Source organism: Streptomyces sp. HUAS TT11 (genome assembly GCF_051553595.1).
Lineage (GTDB): Bacteria > Actinomycetota > Actinomycetes > Streptomycetales > Streptomycetaceae > Streptomyces.
On the sequence record NZ_CP196184.1, the window covers coordinates 5,745,555 to 5,764,694 of the forward strand.

The following is a 19,140-nucleotide window of genomic DNA, read 5'->3' on the forward strand; positions in this document are numbered from 1 at the left end:
CCCGAGGGCACCTTGGGGTGCCCTCGGCAGGCGCTGTCGCAACCCGGGCGTTGTCGTTCCGCAACTCGGCGTCGGCCCAGGTGAGATGACGCGCGGGTAGTGCCCTCCCCTTTGCATGACCGCGTAAATCTACTGGTGCGTAGAGGTGTTTGTGCCTTTGTGAAGGGCATATATCGGTCACCGTACAACCCGTACAAGCAGGACAGAAGGGAGCCCGCCGTGGACAATGACGTCTCTGCGGGAAGCACCACCTCGATCGTAGGCCGGCTGGCGCTGGGTATCACACTGCTGGCCTTCGGTCTCGGAACCACCAAGGTGATCGACGGTGTGACGACGGCCGACGCCGTGTCACTGGCCCACTACGTAGGCGGCGTGGCCCTGTTCCTCGTCGGCCTGCTCGCTTTCCGCGACCGCGACACCGCCACGGGTACGGCCTTCGCGGCGCTCGGCGCGCTGTGGTTCACCTGGGCCGTCGGGGCCGGCAGCCAGGTGTCGGACAACGCGGCCGGACTGTTCCTGCTGCTGTTCGCCCTGGTCGCGCTGAGTCTCGCGCTCGGGGCCGGCGGCGTCCTCGACCAGGCCACCTACGGGCTGCTCTGCGTCTCGATGCTCCTGCTGGCCGTGGCGGGCTTCGCGGGCAGCGACTCCCTGGGCAAGGTCGGCGGCTGGTTCGCGGTCGCCGCGGGTGCGGTCGCCTGGTACGCGGCGACGGCGGTGCTGGCCAAGTGGCCCACGGCCCTTCCGCGACGTGCTGCGGGCCGGGGGGTGACGGCCGCCGGCTGACGCAGCGCCGGGCCGGGAAAGAAGGGTCCCCCCGTCGGCCGAGGTCGGCGATGCGGGGGAGGGCGGTCCCGGCCCCGAAATGAGCGACCCCCTGTGCTGGTGGCACACAGGGGGTCGTTCACATGCCGGCCGGTGAACCGGGCGCCGCTATTCCACCGTCACCGACTTGGCCAGGTTGCGCGGCTTGTCGATGTCCCGGCCGAGCGCCAACGCGGTGTGGTAGGCGAGGAGTTGGAGCGGAATGCCCATCAGGATCGGGTCCAGCTCGTCCTCGTTCTTCGGCACGACGACCGTGTGGTCCGCCTTCTCCTGCTCCCGGTGGGCGACCGCGAGGATCCGGCCGCTGCGGGCCTTGATCTCCTCCATGGCCGCGCGGTTCTTCTCCAGCAGGTCGTCGTCCGGCACGATGGCGACGGTCGGCAGGGCCGGCTCGATCAGCGCCAGCGGGCCGTGCTTGAGCTCGGAGGCCGGGTAGGCCTCGGCGTGGATGTACGAGACCTCCTTCAGCTTCAACGAGGCCTCGCGGGCCACCGGGTAGCCGCGCACACGTCCGATGAAGAGCATCGAGCGGGCCTCGGCGAACTGGTCCGCGAGCTGCTTGATCTCCTCCTCCTGCTTGAGGATCTCGGAGATCTGCTGGGGCAGCCTGCGCAGACCCTCGATGATCCGCTTGCCGTCGCGCACGGACAGGTCGCGTGTGCGGCCGAGGTGCAGGGCGAGCAGCGCGAAGGCGACGGTGGTGTTGGTGAAGCACTTGGTGGACACCACGCACACCTCGGGTCCGGCGTGCACGTACATACCGCCGTCCGCCTCACGCGCGATCGCCGAACCGACCACGTTGACGACGCCCAGCACCCGCGCGCCCTTGCGCTTCAGCTCCTGCACGGCGGCCAGCACGTCATAGGTCTCACCCGACTGGGAGACCGCGACGTACAGCGTGTCGGGGTCCACGACCGCGTTGCGGTAGCGGAACTCCGAGGCCGGCTCGGCGTCCGCCGGGATACGGGCGAGCTCCTCGATCATCTGGGCGCCGATCATGCCCGCGTGGTACGAGGTGCCGCAGCCGAGGATCTTCACCCGGCGCACGGCGCGCGCCTCCCGGGCGTCCAGGTTCAGGCCGCCGAGGTGCACGGTGGAGAACCGGTCGTCGATCCGGCCGCGCAGCACCCGGTCAACGGCGTCGGCCTGCTCGTGGATCTCCTTGTGCATATAGGTGTCGTGGCCGCCCATGTCGTACGACTCGGCCTCCCACTCGACGGTGGTCGGCTCGGCCGTCGTACGGGTGCCCTCGGTGGTGTACGTGCGGAAGTCGTCGGCCTTGAGGGTGGCCATCTCGCCGTCGTCGAGAGTGACTATCTGGCGGGTGTGGGTGACCAGCGCGGCGACGTCGGAGGCGACGAACATCTCCTTCTCACCGATGCCGAGCACGACCGGGGAGCCGTTGCGGGCCACCACGATGCGGTCCGGGAAGTCGGCGTGCATCACGGCGATGCCGTAGGTGCCCTCGACGACCCGCAGCGCCTGGCGGACCTTCTCCTCGAGGGTCTCGGCCTGCGAGCGGGCGATGAGATGGGTGAGGACCTCGGTGTCGGTCTCGGAGAGGAACTCGACGCCGTCCGCCTCCAGCTTCCTCCTCAGGTCGGCGGCGTTGTCGATGATGCCGTTGTGGACGACGGCGACCTTGTTGTCGGCCGACATGTGCGGGTGGGCGTTCACGTCGGAGGGGGCGCCGTGGGTGGCCCAGCGGGTGTGGGCGATACCGGTGGTGCCCTTGAAGCGCGCGGGGACCTTGGCCTCGAGGTCGCGGACCCGGCCCTTGGCCTTGACCATCTTCAGGCCGGCCGTCTTCGGCGACGTCACGACGATGCCCGCCGAGTCGTAGCCGCGGTACTCGAGCCGCTGCAGGCCTTCCAGCAGCAGCGGAGCCACGTCACGCCTACCGATGTATCCGACGATTCCGCACATATATGTCCCTGATCTCCCTTTTGCTCCGTTGTGATGAAGTGCCCCTCGGCGTCTCAGCCGTAGACGATGCGGCGCAGCTGCCGGAGCGTGAGCTCGGGAGGCGCCACCGCGCGGTACTTCAGATCCGCCTCGATCCGTTCGAAGATCGTCGCGTTCACCAGGCCCTGGGCCTGCAACTCGCGATGGCGGCGACGGACGAAGTCCTCGGTCGTCTCGTCGAAGAAGGCGAGCACGTCCTGGACCACACGCAGCGCCTCGCCCCGGTTGAGGGGCGTGGATCGCGTCAGGTGATCAACAAGTTCGTCGTGCACCCGGTAGATCCTGGGGTACGGGAACCGGAATCGCAAGAATCGTGCCCGATTTCGGGCAGGGCGCAGTTGAAACTCTTATGGGACCCTGTTTGACCGCTGTCCATTCTGCGTCTTGCGTCACGTTGTTCATGTGGAGGAAGTTCGGGCCACATGGACATACCTCGTATGGGAGTTCCCGAGAAGCTCGCGGCCAGCATGAGCATGGCGGAGCAGCACGAGTACCTGCGCGCGAGATTCTCACGGCGCACGATGATGAGAGGCGGTGCCGTCACCCTCGGTGCCGTCGCGGGTGGCGCGTTCGTCCCGGGGGCCACCGCCCAGGCGGCGGTCCCGACCCAGCGCACGGCCCCGGCGGCCGAGTCCGTCGACGGCGCTCTTGTCGCCCCCTTCGGACGCCACCTGGCCTTCGGCAACGACCCGCGCACCGAGATCACGGTCTCCTGGCAGGTCCCGGTCGCCGTCAAGAACCCGTTCATCCGGATCGGTGCCCACCCCTGGGACCTCTCCCGCAAGATCTCGGCGGAGGTGCGCACCCTGTACACCCCGGCGGGGGTCGGTGCCAGCGGCGACCACACGCAGTACTACCTGCACGCCAAGCTCACCCACCTGCGTCCCGGCCAGACCTACTACTACGGGGTCGGCCACGCGGGCTTCGACCCGGCCGAGCGCCACCTGCTGGGCACCCTCGGCACCTTCACCACCGCCCCCTCGCACGCCGAGCCGTTCACCTTCACGGCGTTCGGCGACGAGGGCGTCAGCTACCACGCGCTGGCCAACAACAGCCTCCTCCTCGGCCAGAACCCGGCCTTCCACCTGCACGCCGGCGACATCGCCTACGGCGACCCGGCGGGCCAGGGCAGGACGGACGACACCGGCTTCGACTCACGTGTGTGGGACCAGTTCCTGCTCCAGACGGAGTCCGTCGCCAAGCAGGTCCCCTGGATGCCGGCCTACGGCAACCACGACATGGAGGCCTGGTACTCGCCCAACGGCTACGGCGGCGAGGAAGCGCGCTGGACCCTGCCGGACAACGGACCGGACAAGAAGAACCTGCCGGGCGTCTACTCCTTCGTCTACGGCAACACGGCGGTCATCTCGCTGGACGCCAACGACGTCTCGTTCGAGATCCCGGCCAACCTGGGCATCTCCGGCGGCACCCAGACCAAGTGGCTGGAGGCCCAGCTCAAGAAGTACCGGGCGAGCCACGACGTCGACTTCATCGTCGTCTTCTTCCACCACTGCGCCTACTGCACCTCCACGTCGCACGCCTCTGAGGGCGGAGTACGGCAGGAGTGGGTGCCGCTGTTCGAGAAGTACACCGTGGACCTGGTCATCAACGGCCACAACCACCAGTACGAGCGCACCGACGTCATCAAGGCGGGCGCGGTCACCAAGAAGCTGCCGATCGGCGGCACGGCGTACTCCGAGTCCGAGGGCGTCGTGTACGTCACGGCGGGCGCGGCGGGCCGCAGCCTCTACGCCTTCAGCGCCCCCCTGTCGTACGAGGGCCACGAGAACGAGGTCGAGTCGGTGGCCTCCTTCATCAACGCCAAGGACGGCAAGGTCAACGAGAACGTCACCTGGTCGCGCGTGCGCTACCTCGACTACTCGTTCCTGCGCGTCGACGTCACGCCCGCGTCCCGGGGCCGCCACGCCACGCTGACGGTGCGCGGCATCGCCGAGTCCGGTGAGCAGGTCGACCACTTCACCGTGGCGCGCCGGGCCAAGTAGGGCCGCCGCCCCGCCCGCAGGGCGGAACGGGCCGACGGCGGGCGGTCCTCACATCCGCTTGAGGACCGCCTGCTTGGCCGTCGTGAACTCCTCGTCCGTCAGGACGCCCGCCCGGTGCAGGTCGCCGAGCTCCCGCAGACGGCGCAGCAGGGCGTCGTGGGCGTCCTCGACGGCAGGCGGCGGAGCCTGGGCGGGCAGCGTGAGCCCCTCCCTCGCCGGCCGTACGTCGTCCACGGGCGCGGCGGGGTGCGGCAGACGTGCCTGCACGGCCGCCGCGACGAGCGCCATCAGCGAGTCCTTCTTGAAGCCCCACAGTTCCACCGCGTGGGGGTCGTACTTCGGCGGCGCCTTGGTCTCGGCGCCGCGCACGGTGAAGCGCAGGTGGCCGTTCTCCAGGCCGGCCGTCGGCTGCCAGGTCACGGCGGTGATGTCGGTCACGGCGAGGGTGCGGGCGCCGCCGGCCGACTTCGCCTCCTCCGTCTTCCAGTTCCACTCCAGCCGGACGTGCTCGCCGTCGAAACTCGCCGTGCCGTCGCCTGCGGAGACGGACAGCGGGACGGAGGGACCGGGCAGCAGATAGCTCTCGACCGGAGCGGACGGCACCTGGTCCAGCACGATCGCGGTGCGGACCTCGTCCACCAGGTACTCGGCGACGCCGTAGCGGTCGGACTCGACGGTGAGCCGGAAGGGGTCGTCGGACTCCGCGAGCCTGCCCCCGGTCGCCTGCAGCAGCGGGTCGGCGCCGTCGCGCAGGCGCAGCCTCAGCCGCCCCGACTTCCGGCCCTGCTCGAACGATATGCCCGCCAACGCGCCCAGCGGGACGGTGAGTTCACCCAGGGTCCGGCGCAGCAGACTGACGCCCCGGTCCCGGCCCGGCGTCAGCCGTAACGTGTCACCGTCGAAGGCCCACGTGCCGTCCTTCTGGATGATTTCCGCCATGAGGGTGATTGTTCCATCGAGTGTGCGAGAGAGTGGTCTATACCCATCGGGTCCGGGCCGGACGAGCCCGTCAACACTCGTGGAAGGGAGCGCATGTGAGACTGCACCACAGAACGCCCCGCCTCCTCGGTACGCTGCTGCTCATGGCGGCTGCCGGACTCTCCGTCGCAGTCGGCGCGACACCCGCCGCGGCCGACCGCCCCGCGGTTCCTGCGGTCCAGGTGGTCCCGGCACCCGCCTCGGTCGAGGCGGCCGGTTCCCCGTACCGGATCACCCGCGGCACGCAGATCCACGTCGACGACTCACGCGCGGCCCGCCAGGTCGGCGACTATCTGGCCGACGTCCTGCGGCCCTCCACGGGCTACCCCCTGCAGGTCACGACGCACGGCTCCGGCGGCATCCGGCTCCGTCTTGCCGGTGGTCCCTTCGGGGACGAGGGCTACCGCCTGGACAGCGGCGCACGCGGGGTCACGATCACGGCCCGCGAGCCCGCCGGGCTCTTCCACGGCGTGCAGACCCTGCGCCAGCTGCTGCCCGCGGCCGTCGAGAAGAAGACCGCGCAGCCCGGGCCCTGGACGGTCCAGGGCGTCACCGTCAAGGACTCCCCGCGCTACGGCTACCGCGGCGCCATGCTCGACGTCTCCCGTCACTTCTTCACCGTCTCGCAGGTCAAGCGCTACATCGACGAGCTGGCCCTCTACAAGATCAACACCCTGCATCTGCATCTGAGCGACGACCAGGGCTGGCGGATCGCCGTCGACTCCTGGCCGCGCCTCACGACCCACGGCGGTTCGACCGAGGTGGGCGGCGGCAAGGGCGGCTACTACACCAAGGCGCAGTACAAGGAGATCGTCCGTTACGCGGCCTCGCGCTATCTGGAGGTCGTCCCGGAGATCGACATGCCGGGCCACACCAACGCCGCCCTGTCCTCGTACGCCGAGCTGAACTGCGACGGCGTCGCGCCCCCGCTCTACACGGGCACCGAGGTCGGCTTCAGCTCGCTGTGCGTGTCCAAGCAGGTGACGTACGGCTTCGTGGAGGACGTCGTCCGCGAGCTGGCCGCCATCACCCCGGGCCGCTACCTCCACATCGGCGGTGACGAGGCCCATTCCACCAGCCACGACGACTACGTGTCGTTCGTGGACCGGGTGCAGCCGATCGTCGCCAAGTACGGCAAGACGGTGATCGGCTGGCACCAGATCACCGGCGCGCACCCGGTCAAGGGCGCCCTCGCGCAGTACTGGGGGCTCGACGACACCGGCGCCGACGAGAAGGCCCAGGTCGCCGAGGCGGCACGGAACGGCACCCGGCTCATCCTGTCCCCGGCCGACCGGCTCTACCTCGACATGAAGTACACCGAGGACACGCCGCTCGGTCAGGACTGGGCGGGACTGGTGGAGGTCCAGCGGTCCTACGACTGGGACCCGGGAAGCTACCTCCCGGGGGCTCCGGCGTCGGCGATCGCCGGTGTCGAGGCACCGCTGTGGACCGAAACGCTCGTCAAGAGCGCCGACATCGACTACATGGCCTTCCCGCGGCTGCCGGGCGCGGCCGAACTGGGCTGGTCACCGGCCTCCACCCACGACTGGAACGACTACCGGGTGCGGCTCGCGGCGCAGGCGCCCCGCTGGGAGGCACTCGGGATCGGGTACTACAGGTCGCCGCAGGTGCCCTGGCCCACCCGATAGGCAAGGCGATCAGGGCGGGCACCCCGGTGGACCGTACACCGGGGTGCCCGCCCGTCTGTGTGGGCCCGCTAAAGGCCCGCGATCGGGTTCCTCAGGTTCCCGACCAGCTGGAGTGCCGCCGAGGGATCGGCCAGGTCCACCATCTGCCGGTTGTCGCGCAGCTGGAGCCGGTTGAGGCAGGACAGCGCGAACTCCGGGGCGAACATGTCGTACTGCCGGAACCTGTCGGCGAGCCGGGGGTTGGCGTCCTGGTACTCGTGGACCGTCTCGGCGACCGTCCGCCAGAAGTCCTGCTCCTCCAGTACGCCATCGGAGGCGAGATGGGCGGCGACGAAGCGGAGGAAGCAGTCGAAGACGTCCGTGAAGATCGACAGCAGCTTCTGGTCCTCCGGGACGTCGACACGGATCCGCGCCACCTCGGGGGGCAGCACCGCGTCCGGGTCCATGACCGCGATCTCCTCGGCTATGTCCTTGAAGATCGCGCGCTGCACGACGCCGTCCTTCAGGACCAGGATGACGTTCTCGCCGTGCGGCATGAAGACCAGGTCGTAGGCGTAGAAGCTGTGCAGCAGCGGGGTGAGGTACGCCCGCAGATAGCGGCGCAGCCACTCGATCGGCACGAGCCCCGAGCGCTCGATCAGCGCGCCCGCGAAGGACGCGCCCTCGTGGTCGACATGGGCGAGGGACGCCATGGTCGCCAGCGTCTCGCCCGGCCGGAGCGAGGCGACGGGGCTCTCGCGCCACAGGGCCGCGAGCATCTTGCGATAAGGGGAGTAGCGGTCGGTGGCGGCTTCGTACTCCAGGTGGCGGTAGCCGACGGCCGCCCGCTCGCGAATGATCGTGAGACCGGTCGACCTCAGCACCGGATCGCTCGCGACGAGCCGCTCCAGCCAGTCGTTGATCGCCGGGGTCGCCTCCATGTAGGCGGCCGAGAGACCGCGCATGAAGCCCATGTTCAGGACGGACAGGGCCGTCTTCACATAGTGCTTCTCCGGATTGCTCGAGTTGAAGAAGGTCCGTATGGACTGCTGGGCCAGGTACGCGTCGTCGCCCTCGCCGAGGCAGACGAGGTGGCGCCGGGCGACCTCGGCGGCGAAGGTGATCGTGAGCTTGTTCCACCACTGCCACGGGTGGACCGGTATGAGGAGGTACTCGGCCGGGTCGAGGCCCTGGCCGGTGAGCTGCCCGTGGAAGCGTTCGACCGTCGCGGCCCCCAACTCCTGTCGCAGGAAGGTCTCGTACTCGATGCCCACGCCCGCCGTGAACGCCGCCCGTGAGCGGTGTGCGGCCAGCCACACCAGCCGGACGGGGCTCGCGGTCTCGGGTGCGTAGGACAGGTACTCGTGGATGCCGAAGCCGAGCCGTCCGTTGTTGGCGACGAAGCAGGGGTGGCCCTCGGTCATCCCGGTCTCGATGTCCTGGAACCCGCTCGCGGTCAGTTCGGCGGCGCTGAGCTGCGGTTTGCCGAGCTTGTAGCAGGTGCCGGAGAGGGTGGAGGAGATCTCCTCCAGGTAGACCGGGAGCACCTCGTCGCTCAGCCCGAGGGAGCGGCGCAGTTCGACGAAGAAGTCCAGTGCCGCGAGCGGGAGTTCGGCATCCCCCTGATGGCGGGTGATCGAACCGGGGTCCACTTGCCAGTGATCGAGGGTGCCGACGGTCGCGGTGAACCGGTAGCGGGTGCGCCCGTCGTCGCTGCGGACGAGGTAACGGCCGTCGGACTCCGGCTCGGGGGTGATCAGGCGCTCGTGCGCGAACTCGGCGAGCGCCTTGCGTACCAGCAGGCGGTTGGCCTTCTCCCAGCGTTCGGGGGAGAGGTGGGAGACCGCGTCGGCGAGGGTCATGCCGCCACCGCCCTCTCGAACTGCGCACGGGTGCAGAAGCTGAGCAGCGCCGTCTTCTCCGGCTTCAGGATCTCGCGCTCGGGCACGAACCCGACGGCCGCGTTCAGGGCGTGCACGGCCGTGTTGTGGACGTCCGGCTCGACGACGACGCGTGCGGTCGCCGGGTCGTCGAACAGACGCCGCATCACGGCGGTGATGACGGCCCGGGTGAATCCGTGCACCGGGGTCTCGGCCGGCGCGACCAGGAAGTGCATGCCGACGTCGCCGGGCCGGGGCTCGTACAGACCGACCAGCTCCCGGTGGGCCGGGTCGTACCTCTCCATCAGGAAGGCGGGTTCGCCGTCGTGCAGTCCGAGGAGGGCGTCCCGGTGCTCGTCGGCCGCGATCTCCATGTAGGCGCGTTCGACGTCCTCGAGCCTGGCCTCCTGCATCATCCAGAAGGCCGCCTTGGGGTGCGTCACCCAGCCGTGCAGGAGCTCGGCGTCCTCGAGGGGGTCGAGGGGGCGGAATGCGAGGGTGCCGGGGGTGGTCGTGCTCATACTGCGAACTCCTGGAAGGCGATGGACTTCTCGACGGGGTAGTACTCGGTGCCGAGCAGCTCCCGGATGATGTACGCGTTCCGGTACGGGCCCATGCCCAGGTCGGGACTGGTGATGCTGTGCGTGTGCACACCGGCGTTCTGCAGGAAGACGCCGCTGCCCGTGGTGTCGATGGAGTAGTTCCGGGCCACGTCGAAGTTGCCGTGCTCGTCGTAGCGCAGGCGGTCGCGGACCGGGCTCAGGAACTCCGGCTCGGTGTACTTGTAGCCGGTGGCGAGGATCAGACCCTGGGAGCGGAGCTCGAAGTCCTTCTCCTGTTCCTCCTGACGGAAGCCGAGGGTGTACCCGCCGTCGTCGTAGCGGGCGCTGACCAGAGCCGAGTTGGTCAGGAGCCGGGTGGGGACCGGGCCGTCGAGGTTCTTCTGGTACAGCAGGTCGAAGATCTCGTCGATCAGGTCGCCGTCGATGCCCTTGAACAGCCCCTTCTGCTGTTCGGTGAGGCGGTAGCGGGTCCGCTCGGGCAGCGCGTGGAAGTAGTCGATGTACTCGGGGGAGGTCATCTCCAGCGTGAGCTTGGTGTACTCCAGCGGGAAGAAGCGCGGTGAGCGGGTGACCCAGTTCAGCTGGTAGCCGTGGAGGTCGATCTCGGAGAGCAGGTCCTGGTAGATCTCGGCGGCGGACTGCCCGCTGCCCACCAGCGTGATCGACTCCTTGGCCTGGAGCCGGTGCTTGTGGTCCAGATACCGGGAGTTGTGGACGAGGTCGCCGGCGAGGCCGCGGCAGGACTCCGGGATGTGGGGAGGGGTGCCCGTGCCCAGGACCAGACGGCGTGCCCGGTAGGCGTCGCCCGACTGCGTGCGGACGACGTACACCTCGTCCTCGTACGTCACCTCCGTGACCGTGGTGCCGAAGCGGACGTTGCCCAGCTTCGAGGCGGCCCAGCGGCAGTAGTCGTCGTACTCGATGCGCAGGGGATAGAAGTTCTCCCGGATGTAGAACGCGTACAGCCGGCCCTGCTCCTTCAGGTAGTTGAGGAAGGAGTACGGGGAGGTCGGGTCGGCCAGGGTGACCAGGTCCGACATGAAAGGGGTCTGGAGATGGGCGCCGTCCAGGAACATCCCCGAGTGCCATTCGAAGGTGGGCTTCGACTCCAGGAAGACGCCGTCCAGCCGGGTGATCGGCTCGGTGAGACAGGCGAGGCCGAGATTGAAGGGGCCGAGTCCGATCCCCACGAAGTCGTATGTCGTGTCGGTGGCTTCAGGAAGCACGGTCAAGGGACTCTCCCAGGTACTGCTCGGCGTGGCCGGCGATCAGATCGAGGACCGCGGAGATGTCGTCCGCCGTCGTCTCGGGGTTGAGCAGGGTGAACTTCAGGTAGTGGCGGCCGCCGACCTTGGTGCCCGCGACCACGGCGTCGCCGGAGGCGAACAGGGCCTTGCGGGCGTACAGGTTGGCGCGGTCGGTCTCGGCGGGGTCGGTGACGGCCATCGGGATGTAGCGGAAGACCAGGGTCGACAACTCCGGCCGGACCACGACGTCGTAGCGCGGGTCGAGGGCCAGCAGCTTCCAGCCCTCCTGGGCCAGTTCGCAGACCTCGTCGAAGAGCTGTCCGATGCCGTCGGCGCCCATCGTGCGCAGGGTCAGCCACAGCTTGAGTGCGTCGAAGCGGCGGGTGGTCTGGAGGGACTTGTCGACCTGGTTGGGGATGCGCTCCTGGACCGTACGGCGGGGGTTGAGGTACTCCGCGTGATAGGTCGCGTGCCGCAGGGTGGACGCGTCCCGGACCAGCACGGCGGACGAACTCACCGGCTGGAAGAAGGACTTGTGGTAGTCGACGGTGACCGAGTCGGCGCGCTCGATGCCGGCCAGGCGGTCCCGGTTCCTGAGGGAGGCGAGCAGCCCGCAGCCGTAGGCCGCGTCCACGTGCATCCACACACCCGACCGCGCACACAGCTCGGCGATCTCGGGCAGCGGGTCGATGGAGCCGAAGTCGGTGCTGCCCGCGGTCGCGACGACGGCCATCGGGACGAGGCCGTCCCGGGCGCAGCGCTCCAGTTCGCGGGCGAGCGCCACGGTCCGCATGCGCTTGTCGGGGCCGACGGGGACGGAGACCACCGCGTCGGGGCCGAGGCCGAGCAGTTTCGCCGACTTCTGCACGCTGAAGTGGCTGACCTCGGATGTGAAGATCCTCAGCCGTCCGAGGCCGACGGTCTTGGCCTCTTCGCGGGCCAGCAGGAGCGCCTGGAGGTTGGACTGGGTGCCTCCGGAGGTGAACACGCCGTCGGCGGCCGGGCCGAGGCTGAGACGTTCGGTCGTCCAGTCGATGAGCCTGCGCTCGATGAGGGTGCCGCCCGCCGACTGGTCCCAGGTGTCGAGGGAGGAGTTGACGGCGGACAGGACGGCCTCGCCGAGGACGGCCGGGATGACGACCGGGCAGTTGAGATGGGCGAGATAGCGGGGGTGGTGGAAGTAGATCGCGTCGCGGAGGTAGAGCTCCTCCAACTCGTCCAGGGCGGCCGAGGTGTTGTGCAGCGGGCGGTCCAGGTCGATCCTCTCGATGCGGGGGGCGAGGGCGTCGACCGTGACGCCGGTGAACGGACGGTCGGTGGCGGCGAGTTTGGCGGCCACCCGCTCGACTCCTTCGGTCACGGAGCGGCGGTAGTGCTCCGCGGTCAGGTCATTGAGCAGGTGCGAGCGCATGTGGGGCCTCCCGGTGGGGACAGTCCGTGCGGGGTGGGGAAGGGCGATGCCGCCCGATGAAACGTAGGTTAGCCTAACCTAAGTTGCCCTGGCTTCGCCTCCCCTCCCGTGACCGCGGTCACTCCTCCGCGCGCGGTCGTCCCCTTCACCGGTGCCATGCCGCCGGTGGCCTGCGACGGTGATGCGGTGGCGGTCGATCCCGCTGTCGCCGACGAACTGCCGGCGCAACGTCTCGACCCGGCAGGACTCGTCCGTGATCCGGACGTACCGGGCCTGAACCGGGGGGAGTTCGGGCTCGCGAGTGGCGGCGGGGCCGCAGTCGTGGGGACACCGGTCACGTTCTCGGAGCGGTGCGAGGCTTCCTCTTCCACGATCCGGCTGATCCGGGCGCCGGTCGGGCCCACCGGTTCCTGGACGCCGGCGGGGTGCCCGTCCTCGGGCCGGGCCTGGGCGCGGGCGTACTGCGCCGGTGTTCGGGGAGCGCGGCAGGGGTCCGGTCGGCGCGGATCGCCACCGGACCGGCGTCCCCGCGCGGACGGAAACGGATCGCACGTCGTCTCCCCGCCGCCGGGCGGGGGAACGCGACACGGCCCCCGGGAGCGGCGTGTTACGCGGGCCGCCGACCGGTCGGACCGGGCTCCATGTCATGTGGCACGAAGCCGGAGTTGATCTCGTCGCGGGCCGCGTCGCCGTGCGCGAAGGGCATACGAGCCCATCACCGCCCGTACGGCGCGGGGAAGTTCGCCCCGCTCTGCCGCCACCGGCCGCCGAGCGCCGTCGGGGCGGCGGATCCGGGCTGCCGGGATGCGCCAGGGGAGGGGTGCCGGTCCCGTCCGCGCGATCGGGACGCGCGCGGCTCGTCTCCCGTGACGGTGACCCCGGCCGGAGACGGACCGAGCCGCCTCGTCCGTGCCGACTGGAGGGAGAAGGAACGGATCGGGGCGGCTGCGGCCGTCTTCATCGGGGCCCTGAGAGGCGGGCCCCCGGGGATCGGCGAGGAGGTGGGTCAGCCGACCTTCTTCGCCGTCTCGATCGCCTCGGCGAGGTCCTCGAGCAGCGGGGCGCACTTGTCGTACGACAGGATCGGCTCGGGATTGCGGGCGATGACCTGGCCCGCCTTGACCGCGGGAAGCTTCTTCCAGGTCGCCTCGGTGAGGTCGGCGGGCTGGATGGCCGAGGTGCGGTTGTCCATCATGATGACGTCGGCCCGGTACTTGTCGACGTTCTCCCAGCTGAGGTTCTCGAACCAGCCGCCGCTCGCCTTGAGCACGGAGGGGGACGGCTCGACGAAGTTCACGCCGAGCGCCTTGAAGTACTCCAGGTCGATGGAGAGGTTCGAGCCGGAGACATAGAAGATGTCCTGGCTCGCGGAACCCGCCAGCACCTTGATGTCGGGCTTGGACCTGGTCGCCGCGCGCAGCCGGGCGGACGCGTCCTCGAACCGCTTCTTGGCCTGGGTGATCTTCGCGCCGGTAGTGTCCGCGCCGAGCGACTTCGCGAGCTCGAGCATGCGCTGCAGCGACTCCGTCATCTGGCGGTCGTACACGGAGATCCCGACGCTGGGGGCGCCGACGGCGAGGATCTTCTTCTTGGACTCCTCCGGGACGTACCAGAGGGTTCCGGCGTCGTCGAACATCGTGGAGACGAGCAGATCGGGGGCGAGGGCCGCGTACTTCTCGATGTTGAACTGGCCCCACTCGTTGCCGAGGCTGGTGGCCTTGCTGATGTCGAGGTCGCCGGCCTGGACGTCGGCCTTGCCGTCCTTGGTCCTGGTCGGGCCGAAGACACCCTTCACCGCCACGCCGTAGTCGTGCAGCGCGGCGGCGACGCCCACGAAGGCGACGATGCTCGACGGCGCCTTGCCCGCCTTCGCGGTCTGGCCGCGGTCGTCCTTGAACGACCAGGGGCCGGACGCGGCCGAGGCCGTTCCCTCGCCCGAAGCGCTGCCTTTCCCCTTGTCGTCGCCGCAGGCCGTGAGTACGGCACCGAGGCCGAGGGCGCCGCCGGCGGCGAGGACGCCGCGGCGGGAAAGACGGGTGGAACGGGCGTTGGGCATGAGTCAGGCTGCCTTCGAACGGGGCGGAATGACCGCCGGGCGAGTTCGAAGATAGGTTAGCCTAACCTCACTACTTGTCCAGTGGTTGGGGGGGCGAGGCCGTACCGGGCGACCCCCCTCGTGCCGGAGGGGAATTCCCAGGCCTCACCGTTTCGCCGGCAGATCTTGACGACCTCACTCAGCGGGCGGACCACGAGAGTCGGCCGCATCACCGCCGACTCGGGTGACGCGGGCGCCGATCGGGCCGTGTGAACGAGGTTGCTCCCGCGGGCGCAAAGGGGCCCGTGTCCGGGTGGAGGGGCCTGCCCCGGTCGGCAAGGCCGAGGCCGACGAGGTCATTTCGCCGTTCGTCGTCCGGGCCCGCGAACGGATCGCCCGGGAACACGGGCAGAGGCAGGCCGAGGCGGCCCACGGGCCCTCGGTGTCCGTTATGTGTGTGGCAGCCGGACAGCGCCGGCGGACATGGGCACCTGCCGGGTGACCCGACGCCCGGAGGCGGCCGCGCGCACCGCGGCCGCCCGGACGGGGTGCGGACCTCAGCCCGCCAGCCCCAACTCCCTGGCGATCAGCATCCGCTGGACCTCGCTCGTGCCCTCGCCGATCTCCAGGATCTTGGAGTCGCGCCACATGCGGGCCACCGGGTACTCGTTCATGAAGCCGTAGCCGCCGTGGACCTGGGTGGCGTCACGGGCGTTGTCGACGGCGACCGTGGACGAGTAGAGCTTCGCAAGGGCCGCCTCCTTCTTGAAGGGCTCCCCGGAGACGAGGCGGGAGGCCGCGTCGCGCCAGGCCAGACGGGCCGTGTGCGCCTTCATCTCCATATCGGCGATCTTGAACTGGATCGCCTGGTACGCGCCGATGGAGCGGCCGAAGGCATGACGCTCCTTCGCGTACTTCACCGACTCGTCCACACAGCCCTGGGCCAGACCCGTCGCCAGGGCCGAGATGGCGACGCGGCCCTCGTCCAGGATGCGCAGGAACTGGGCGTAGCCCCGGCCCTCCTCGCCGAGCAGGTTCGCGGCGGGCACGCGGACGTCCACGAAGGACAGCTCGCGGGTGTCCGAGGCGTTCCAGCCGACCTTGGAGTACGGTGCCGCCACCGTGAAGCCGGGCGTGCCGGACGGGACGATGATCGACGAGATCTGCGGGCGGCCGTCAGGAGCGCGCCCGGTGACCGCCGTGACGGTCACCAGGCCCGTGATGTCCGTGCCCGAGTTGGTGATGAAGCACTTCGTGCCGTTGATCACCCATTCGTCGGTCTCGGTGTCCAGCCGGGCCGTGGTGCGTGTCGCGCCCGCGTCCGAACCGCCGTCCGGTTCGGTCAGACCGAAGGCGCCCAGGACCTCGCCGGAGCACAGGCGGGGGAGCCACTCCTGCTTCTGGGCCTCCGTGCCGAAGCGGTACACCGGCATGGCGCCCAGCGAGACACCGGCCTCCAGGGTGATGGCCACCGAGGAGTCCACCCGGGCGAGCTCCTCCAGCGCGATGCCGAGCGCCAGGTAGTCGCCGCCCATGCCGCCGTACTCCTCAGGGAAGGGCAGTCCGAACAGGCCCATGCGACCCATCTCGCGGACGATCTCGTACGGGAACTCATGGCGCTCGTAGAAGTCGCCGATCTTGGGCGCCACGACGTCGTGAGCGAACTCCTCGACCGTGCGCCGGAGTTCCTCCAGTTCGGGGGAGAGGTGGTGGTCCATGGGGTTCACTCCTTGTGGGAGAGGGCTCGGACGGTTCGGGACGGGCTGGGCCGGTCCAGATGCGCGGCCATCCACACGCTCGTGGCGGTGAGCCGGCCGAGGTCGACCCCGGTGTCGATACCGAGGCCCTGAAGCATCCACACGAGGTCCTCGGTGGCGAGGTTTCCGGTGGCGGACTTCGCGTACGGGCAGCCGCCGAGGCCGCCCGCGGAGGCGTCGACGGTCGTCACGCCGTGCTGGAGCGCCGCCAGGGTGTTGGCGAGCGCCTGACCGTAGGTGTCGTGGAAGTGCACACCGATCGCGCTGGTCGGCACGCCCTCCTCGTTCAGCTCCGAGAGCAGGTCCTGGACGTGGCCCGGAGTCGCCACCCCGATCGTGTCGCCCAGGCTCAGCTCGTCGCAGCCCATGTCCATGAGCGCCTTGCAGACGCGGACCACCTGGTGGATCGGGACGGCACCCTCCCAGGGATCGCCGAAGCACATGGAGACGTAGCCGCGGACGTGCACCTTCCGGGACTTCGCGTGCTCGACGACCGGCTCGAAGATCCCGAGCGACTCGTCCAGTGTGCGGTTGAGGTTGGCCTTGGCGAAGGATTCGGTGGCGCTCGCGAAGACGGCCACCCTGCGTACTCCCAGCGCGAGCGCGCGGTCCAGGCCGCGCTGGTTCGGCACGAGCACCGGCAGTTCCACGGGCAGGTCGCCGACGAGCGGGAACAACTGCTCCGCGTCCGCGAGCTGGGGTACCCACTCGGGGTGGACGAAGCTGGTGGCCTCGATGGTGGTCAGGCCCGAGTCGGCGAGCCGGCGGATGAACTCCGCCTTCACCTCGGTGGGCACCGTGCGTCCCTCGTTCTGCAGTCCGTCGCGCGCGCCGACCTCGTGGATCCTGACCCTTGGGGGCAGGTCCTCGGACGGCACGACCATGGGCAGTCCCTGAGCGGTCACTTCTCCACCTCTCCGTCCACCGGGCCGTCGTCGTGGGGCGCGATCACGGCCAGCACCTGATCCATGGCGACCGTCGTGCCGGGGGTGACGTCGAGTTCGGCGACGGTCCCGGCGTGCGGGGCGGAGATGACGTGCTCCATCTTCATCGCCTCGACGACCAGCAGGCTCTGCCCCGCCGTCACCTCGTCCCCGACGGCCACCTTCACGACGGTCACCGTGCCCGGCATGGGCGCGGTCAGCGAGTCGGTCCCCGAGCGGGCGGCGCCGGTGAGCGACGCGGCGACCGGGTCGTGGTCGCGCACGTGCCAGGCGTCGCCGTCGCGGCCCAGCCAGTCGGCGGCACGGTGGAACGTGTGGCGTACGCCGTCCAGGACGACGGACACCTGCTCCCCGGTGACCGTGTGGGCACCCCGGGGGGCGTACTCCACCGGCTCGTACACCCGCAGGGGGAAGACCAAAGGCCTGGGCTCACCCCCGAGGCGCCAGCCGCTCGGCACGGAGAACGGATCGGTCCAGCCCTCGCCGTGCGGCCGCAGCGCGTCCAGGCGGACGGCGGCGGCGGCCTCGTAGACCTCCTCCGGGATCCCGGTCGGGACGAGTCCTGCCACCTCGCGCTCCACCAGGCCGGTGTCCAACTCACCCGCCACGACGGCCGGATGGGCCAGCAGGCGGCGCAGGAAGCCGGCGTTGGTCTGCACGCCCAGAGTGACGGTCCGTGCGAGGGCCGCGCGCAGCCTGCGCAGCGCGGTGGCGCGGTCGGGGCCGTACGCGATGACCTTCGAGAGCATCGGGTCGTACAGGCTGCCGACCTCGGTGCCCTCGGTCAGTCCCGAGTCGGTGCGCACCCCGTCGCCCTGGGGCTCGTGCAGCGACAGCACCGTGCCGCCGGAGGGGAGGAAGCCGCGGGCCGGGTCCTCGGCGCAGATGCGGGCCTCGATCGCGTGCCCGGTGAGCGAGACGTCCCGCTGCCCGAAGGACAGCGGCTCGCCCGCCGCCACCCGTACCTGCCATTCGACCAGGTCCAGGCCGGTGACCAGTTCGGTGACCGGGTGCTCGACCTGGAGGCGGGTGTTCATCTCCATGAAGTAGTAGGCGGAGGGGTCGCTGCCCGGCACGATGAACTCCACCGTGCCCGCGCCCTCGTACCCGCACGAGCGGGCCGCCTGGACCGCCGCCTCGCCCATCGCCGTGCGCGTCGCCTCGTCGAGGAGCACGCTCGGCGCCTCCTCGATGATCTTCTGGTGGCGGCGCTGGAGCGAGCACTCACGCTCGCCCAGGTGCACCACGTTCCCGTGGCCGTCCGCGAGGACCTGGATCTCGATGTGGCGGGGCCGGTCGATCCAGCGCTCGACGAGAAGCGTGTCGTCACCGAAGGAGGCGCGGGCCTCACGGCGCGCGGCCGCGATCTCCTCGGTCAGCAGCTCCGGCTCCCGCACCAGCCGCATGCCCTTGCCACCACCGCCGGCCGACGGCTTGAGCAGCACCGGCATGCCGATCTCCCGGGCCGCGGCGTCCAGTTCGGCGTCCGTCAGTCCGCTGCCGCTCGATCCCGGGACGACCGGGACCCCGGCGGCCCGCACCGTCTCCTTGGCGCGGATCTTGTCGCCCATGAGCGAGATGGCCTGCGCAGGAGGTCCGATGAAGACCAGCCCCGCATCCGTGCACGCCTGCGCGAAGGCGGCGTTCTCCGCGAGGAAGCCGTACCCCGGGTGCACCGCCTGGGCACCGCTCCGCGCGGCGGCCTCGAGCAGCCGCTCCACGGACAGATAGCTCTCGGCCGCGGGTGCCGGTCCGATCCATACGGCCGTGTCGGCCTCCCGGACGTGCCGGGCGTCGGCGTCCGCGTCGGAGAAGACGGCCACCGAGCGCACACCGAGGAGGCGCAGCGTCCGGATGACCCGGACCGCGATCTCACCCCGGTTGGCCACAAGCACTGTGTCGAACAT

14 protein-coding genes are annotated in these 19,140 nt (G+C 70.0%); 3 read left to right on the plus strand and 11 right to left on the minus strand.

Features of this window, described 5'->3' with window-relative positions; all coding sequences use genetic code 11:
* Window positions 1–219: 219 nt before the first annotated feature.
* The gene (locus tag ACSHXN_RS25715; RefSeq protein ID WP_355797964.1) at window positions 220–783 is read left to right on the plus strand and encodes a GPR1/FUN34/YaaH family transporter; all 564 of its coding nucleotides are present in this window, start codon (window positions 220–222) and stop codon (window positions 781–783) included.
* 147 nt (window positions 784–930) lie between these two features.
* Here the strand turns inward: ACSHXN_RS25715 and glmS are convergent, their stop codons facing one another.
* On the minus strand, window positions 931–2,748 hold the full coding sequence (gene glmS / locus ACSHXN_RS25720; RefSeq protein ID WP_355129285.1) for a glutamine--fructose-6-phosphate transaminase (isomerizing): 1,818 nt from the start codon (window positions 2,746–2,748) through the stop codon (window positions 931–933).
* A gap of 53 nt (window positions 2,749–2,801) precedes the next feature.
* A complete protein-coding gene (locus ACSHXN_RS25725) occupies window positions 2,802–3,059 on the minus strand; it encodes a hypothetical protein (RefSeq protein WP_355129287.1) in 258 nt (85 codons plus the stop codon).
* Window positions 3,060–3,224: 165 nt separating this feature from the next.
* On the opposite strand from ACSHXN_RS25725, the gene ACSHXN_RS25730 reads away from it, so the two are divergent.
* Window positions 3,225–4,790, plus strand: coding sequence for a purple acid phosphatase family protein (locus ACSHXN_RS25730; RefSeq protein ID WP_355129379.1), 1,566 nt, complete (start codon window positions 3,225–3,227; stop codon window positions 4,788–4,790).
* Window positions 4,791–4,838: 48 nt separating this feature from the next.
* Here ACSHXN_RS25730 and ACSHXN_RS25735 read toward each other — a convergent pair whose 3' ends face one another.
* Window positions 4,839–5,729 carry a DUF4429 domain-containing protein gene (locus ACSHXN_RS25735; protein ID WP_356109721.1) on the minus strand — a complete coding sequence of 297 codons (891 nt, stop codon included), beginning with the start codon at window positions 5,727–5,729 and terminating at the stop codon, window positions 4,839–4,841.
* A gap of 143 nt (window positions 5,730–5,872) precedes the next feature.
* On the opposite strand from ACSHXN_RS25735, the gene ACSHXN_RS25740 reads away from it, so the two are divergent.
* Window positions 5,873–7,417 carry a beta-N-acetylhexosaminidase gene (locus tag ACSHXN_RS25740; protein ID WP_438306500.1) on the plus strand — a complete coding sequence of 515 codons (1,545 nt, stop codon included), beginning with the start codon at window positions 5,873–5,875 and terminating at the stop codon, window positions 7,415–7,417.
* Between the two features lie 68 nt (window positions 7,418–7,485).
* Here ACSHXN_RS25740 and ACSHXN_RS25745 read toward each other — a convergent pair whose 3' ends face one another.
* The 8 genes from ACSHXN_RS25745 to ACSHXN_RS25780 all read right to left on the minus strand — a co-directional run bounded on the left by ACSHXN_RS25745 (window position 7,486) and on the right by ACSHXN_RS25780 (window position 19,140).
* A complete protein-coding gene (locus ACSHXN_RS25745) occupies window positions 7,486–9,258 on the minus strand; it encodes an IucA/IucC family protein (RefSeq protein WP_355129291.1) in 1,773 nt (590 codons plus the stop codon).
* The gene (locus tag ACSHXN_RS25750; RefSeq protein WP_355129293.1) at window positions 9,255–9,797 is read right to left on the minus strand and encodes a GNAT family N-acetyltransferase; all 543 of its coding nucleotides are present in this window, start codon (window positions 9,795–9,797) and stop codon (window positions 9,255–9,257) included. The genes ACSHXN_RS25745 and ACSHXN_RS25750 overlap by 4 nt, the downstream gene beginning before the upstream one ends.
* On the minus strand, window positions 9,794–11,071 hold the full coding sequence (locus ACSHXN_RS25755; RefSeq protein WP_438303772.1) for a lysine N(6)-hydroxylase/L-ornithine N(5)-oxygenase family protein: 1,278 nt from the start codon (window positions 11,069–11,071) through the stop codon (window positions 9,794–9,796). Before ACSHXN_RS25755 ends, ACSHXN_RS25750 begins: the two co-directional genes overlap by 4 nt.
* The gene (gene desA / locus ACSHXN_RS25760; RefSeq protein WP_438303773.1) at window positions 11,055–12,497 is read right to left on the minus strand and encodes a lysine decarboxylase DesA; all 1,443 of its coding nucleotides are present in this window, start codon (window positions 12,495–12,497) and stop codon (window positions 11,055–11,057) included. The genes ACSHXN_RS25755 and desA overlap by 17 nt, the downstream gene beginning before the upstream one ends.
* A gap of 1,006 nt (window positions 12,498–13,503) precedes the next feature.
* Complete coding sequence (locus ACSHXN_RS25765) at window positions 13,504–14,553, minus strand: ABC transporter substrate-binding protein (RefSeq protein WP_438303774.1); 1,050 nt, start codon at window positions 14,551–14,553, stop codon at window positions 13,504–13,506.
* A gap of 536 nt (window positions 14,554–15,089) precedes the next feature.
* Window positions 15,090–16,250 (minus strand): acyl-CoA dehydrogenase family protein, encoded by a 1,161-nt coding sequence (locus tag ACSHXN_RS25770; RefSeq protein ID WP_355129301.1) that lies wholly within the window; start codon window positions 16,248–16,250, stop codon window positions 15,090–15,092.
* A 5-nt stretch (window positions 16,251–16,255) separates the two neighbouring features.
* Entirely contained in the window at window positions 16,256–17,194 is a 939-nt protein-coding gene (locus ACSHXN_RS25775; RefSeq protein WP_355797974.1) for a hydroxymethylglutaryl-CoA lyase, read from the minus strand.
* Window positions 17,191–19,140 carry an acetyl-CoA carboxylase biotin carboxylase subunit gene (locus ACSHXN_RS25780; RefSeq protein WP_438303776.1) on the minus strand — a complete coding sequence of 650 codons (1,950 nt, stop codon included), beginning with the start codon at window positions 19,138–19,140 and terminating at the stop codon, window positions 17,191–17,193. The genes ACSHXN_RS25775 and ACSHXN_RS25780 overlap by 4 nt, the downstream gene beginning before the upstream one ends.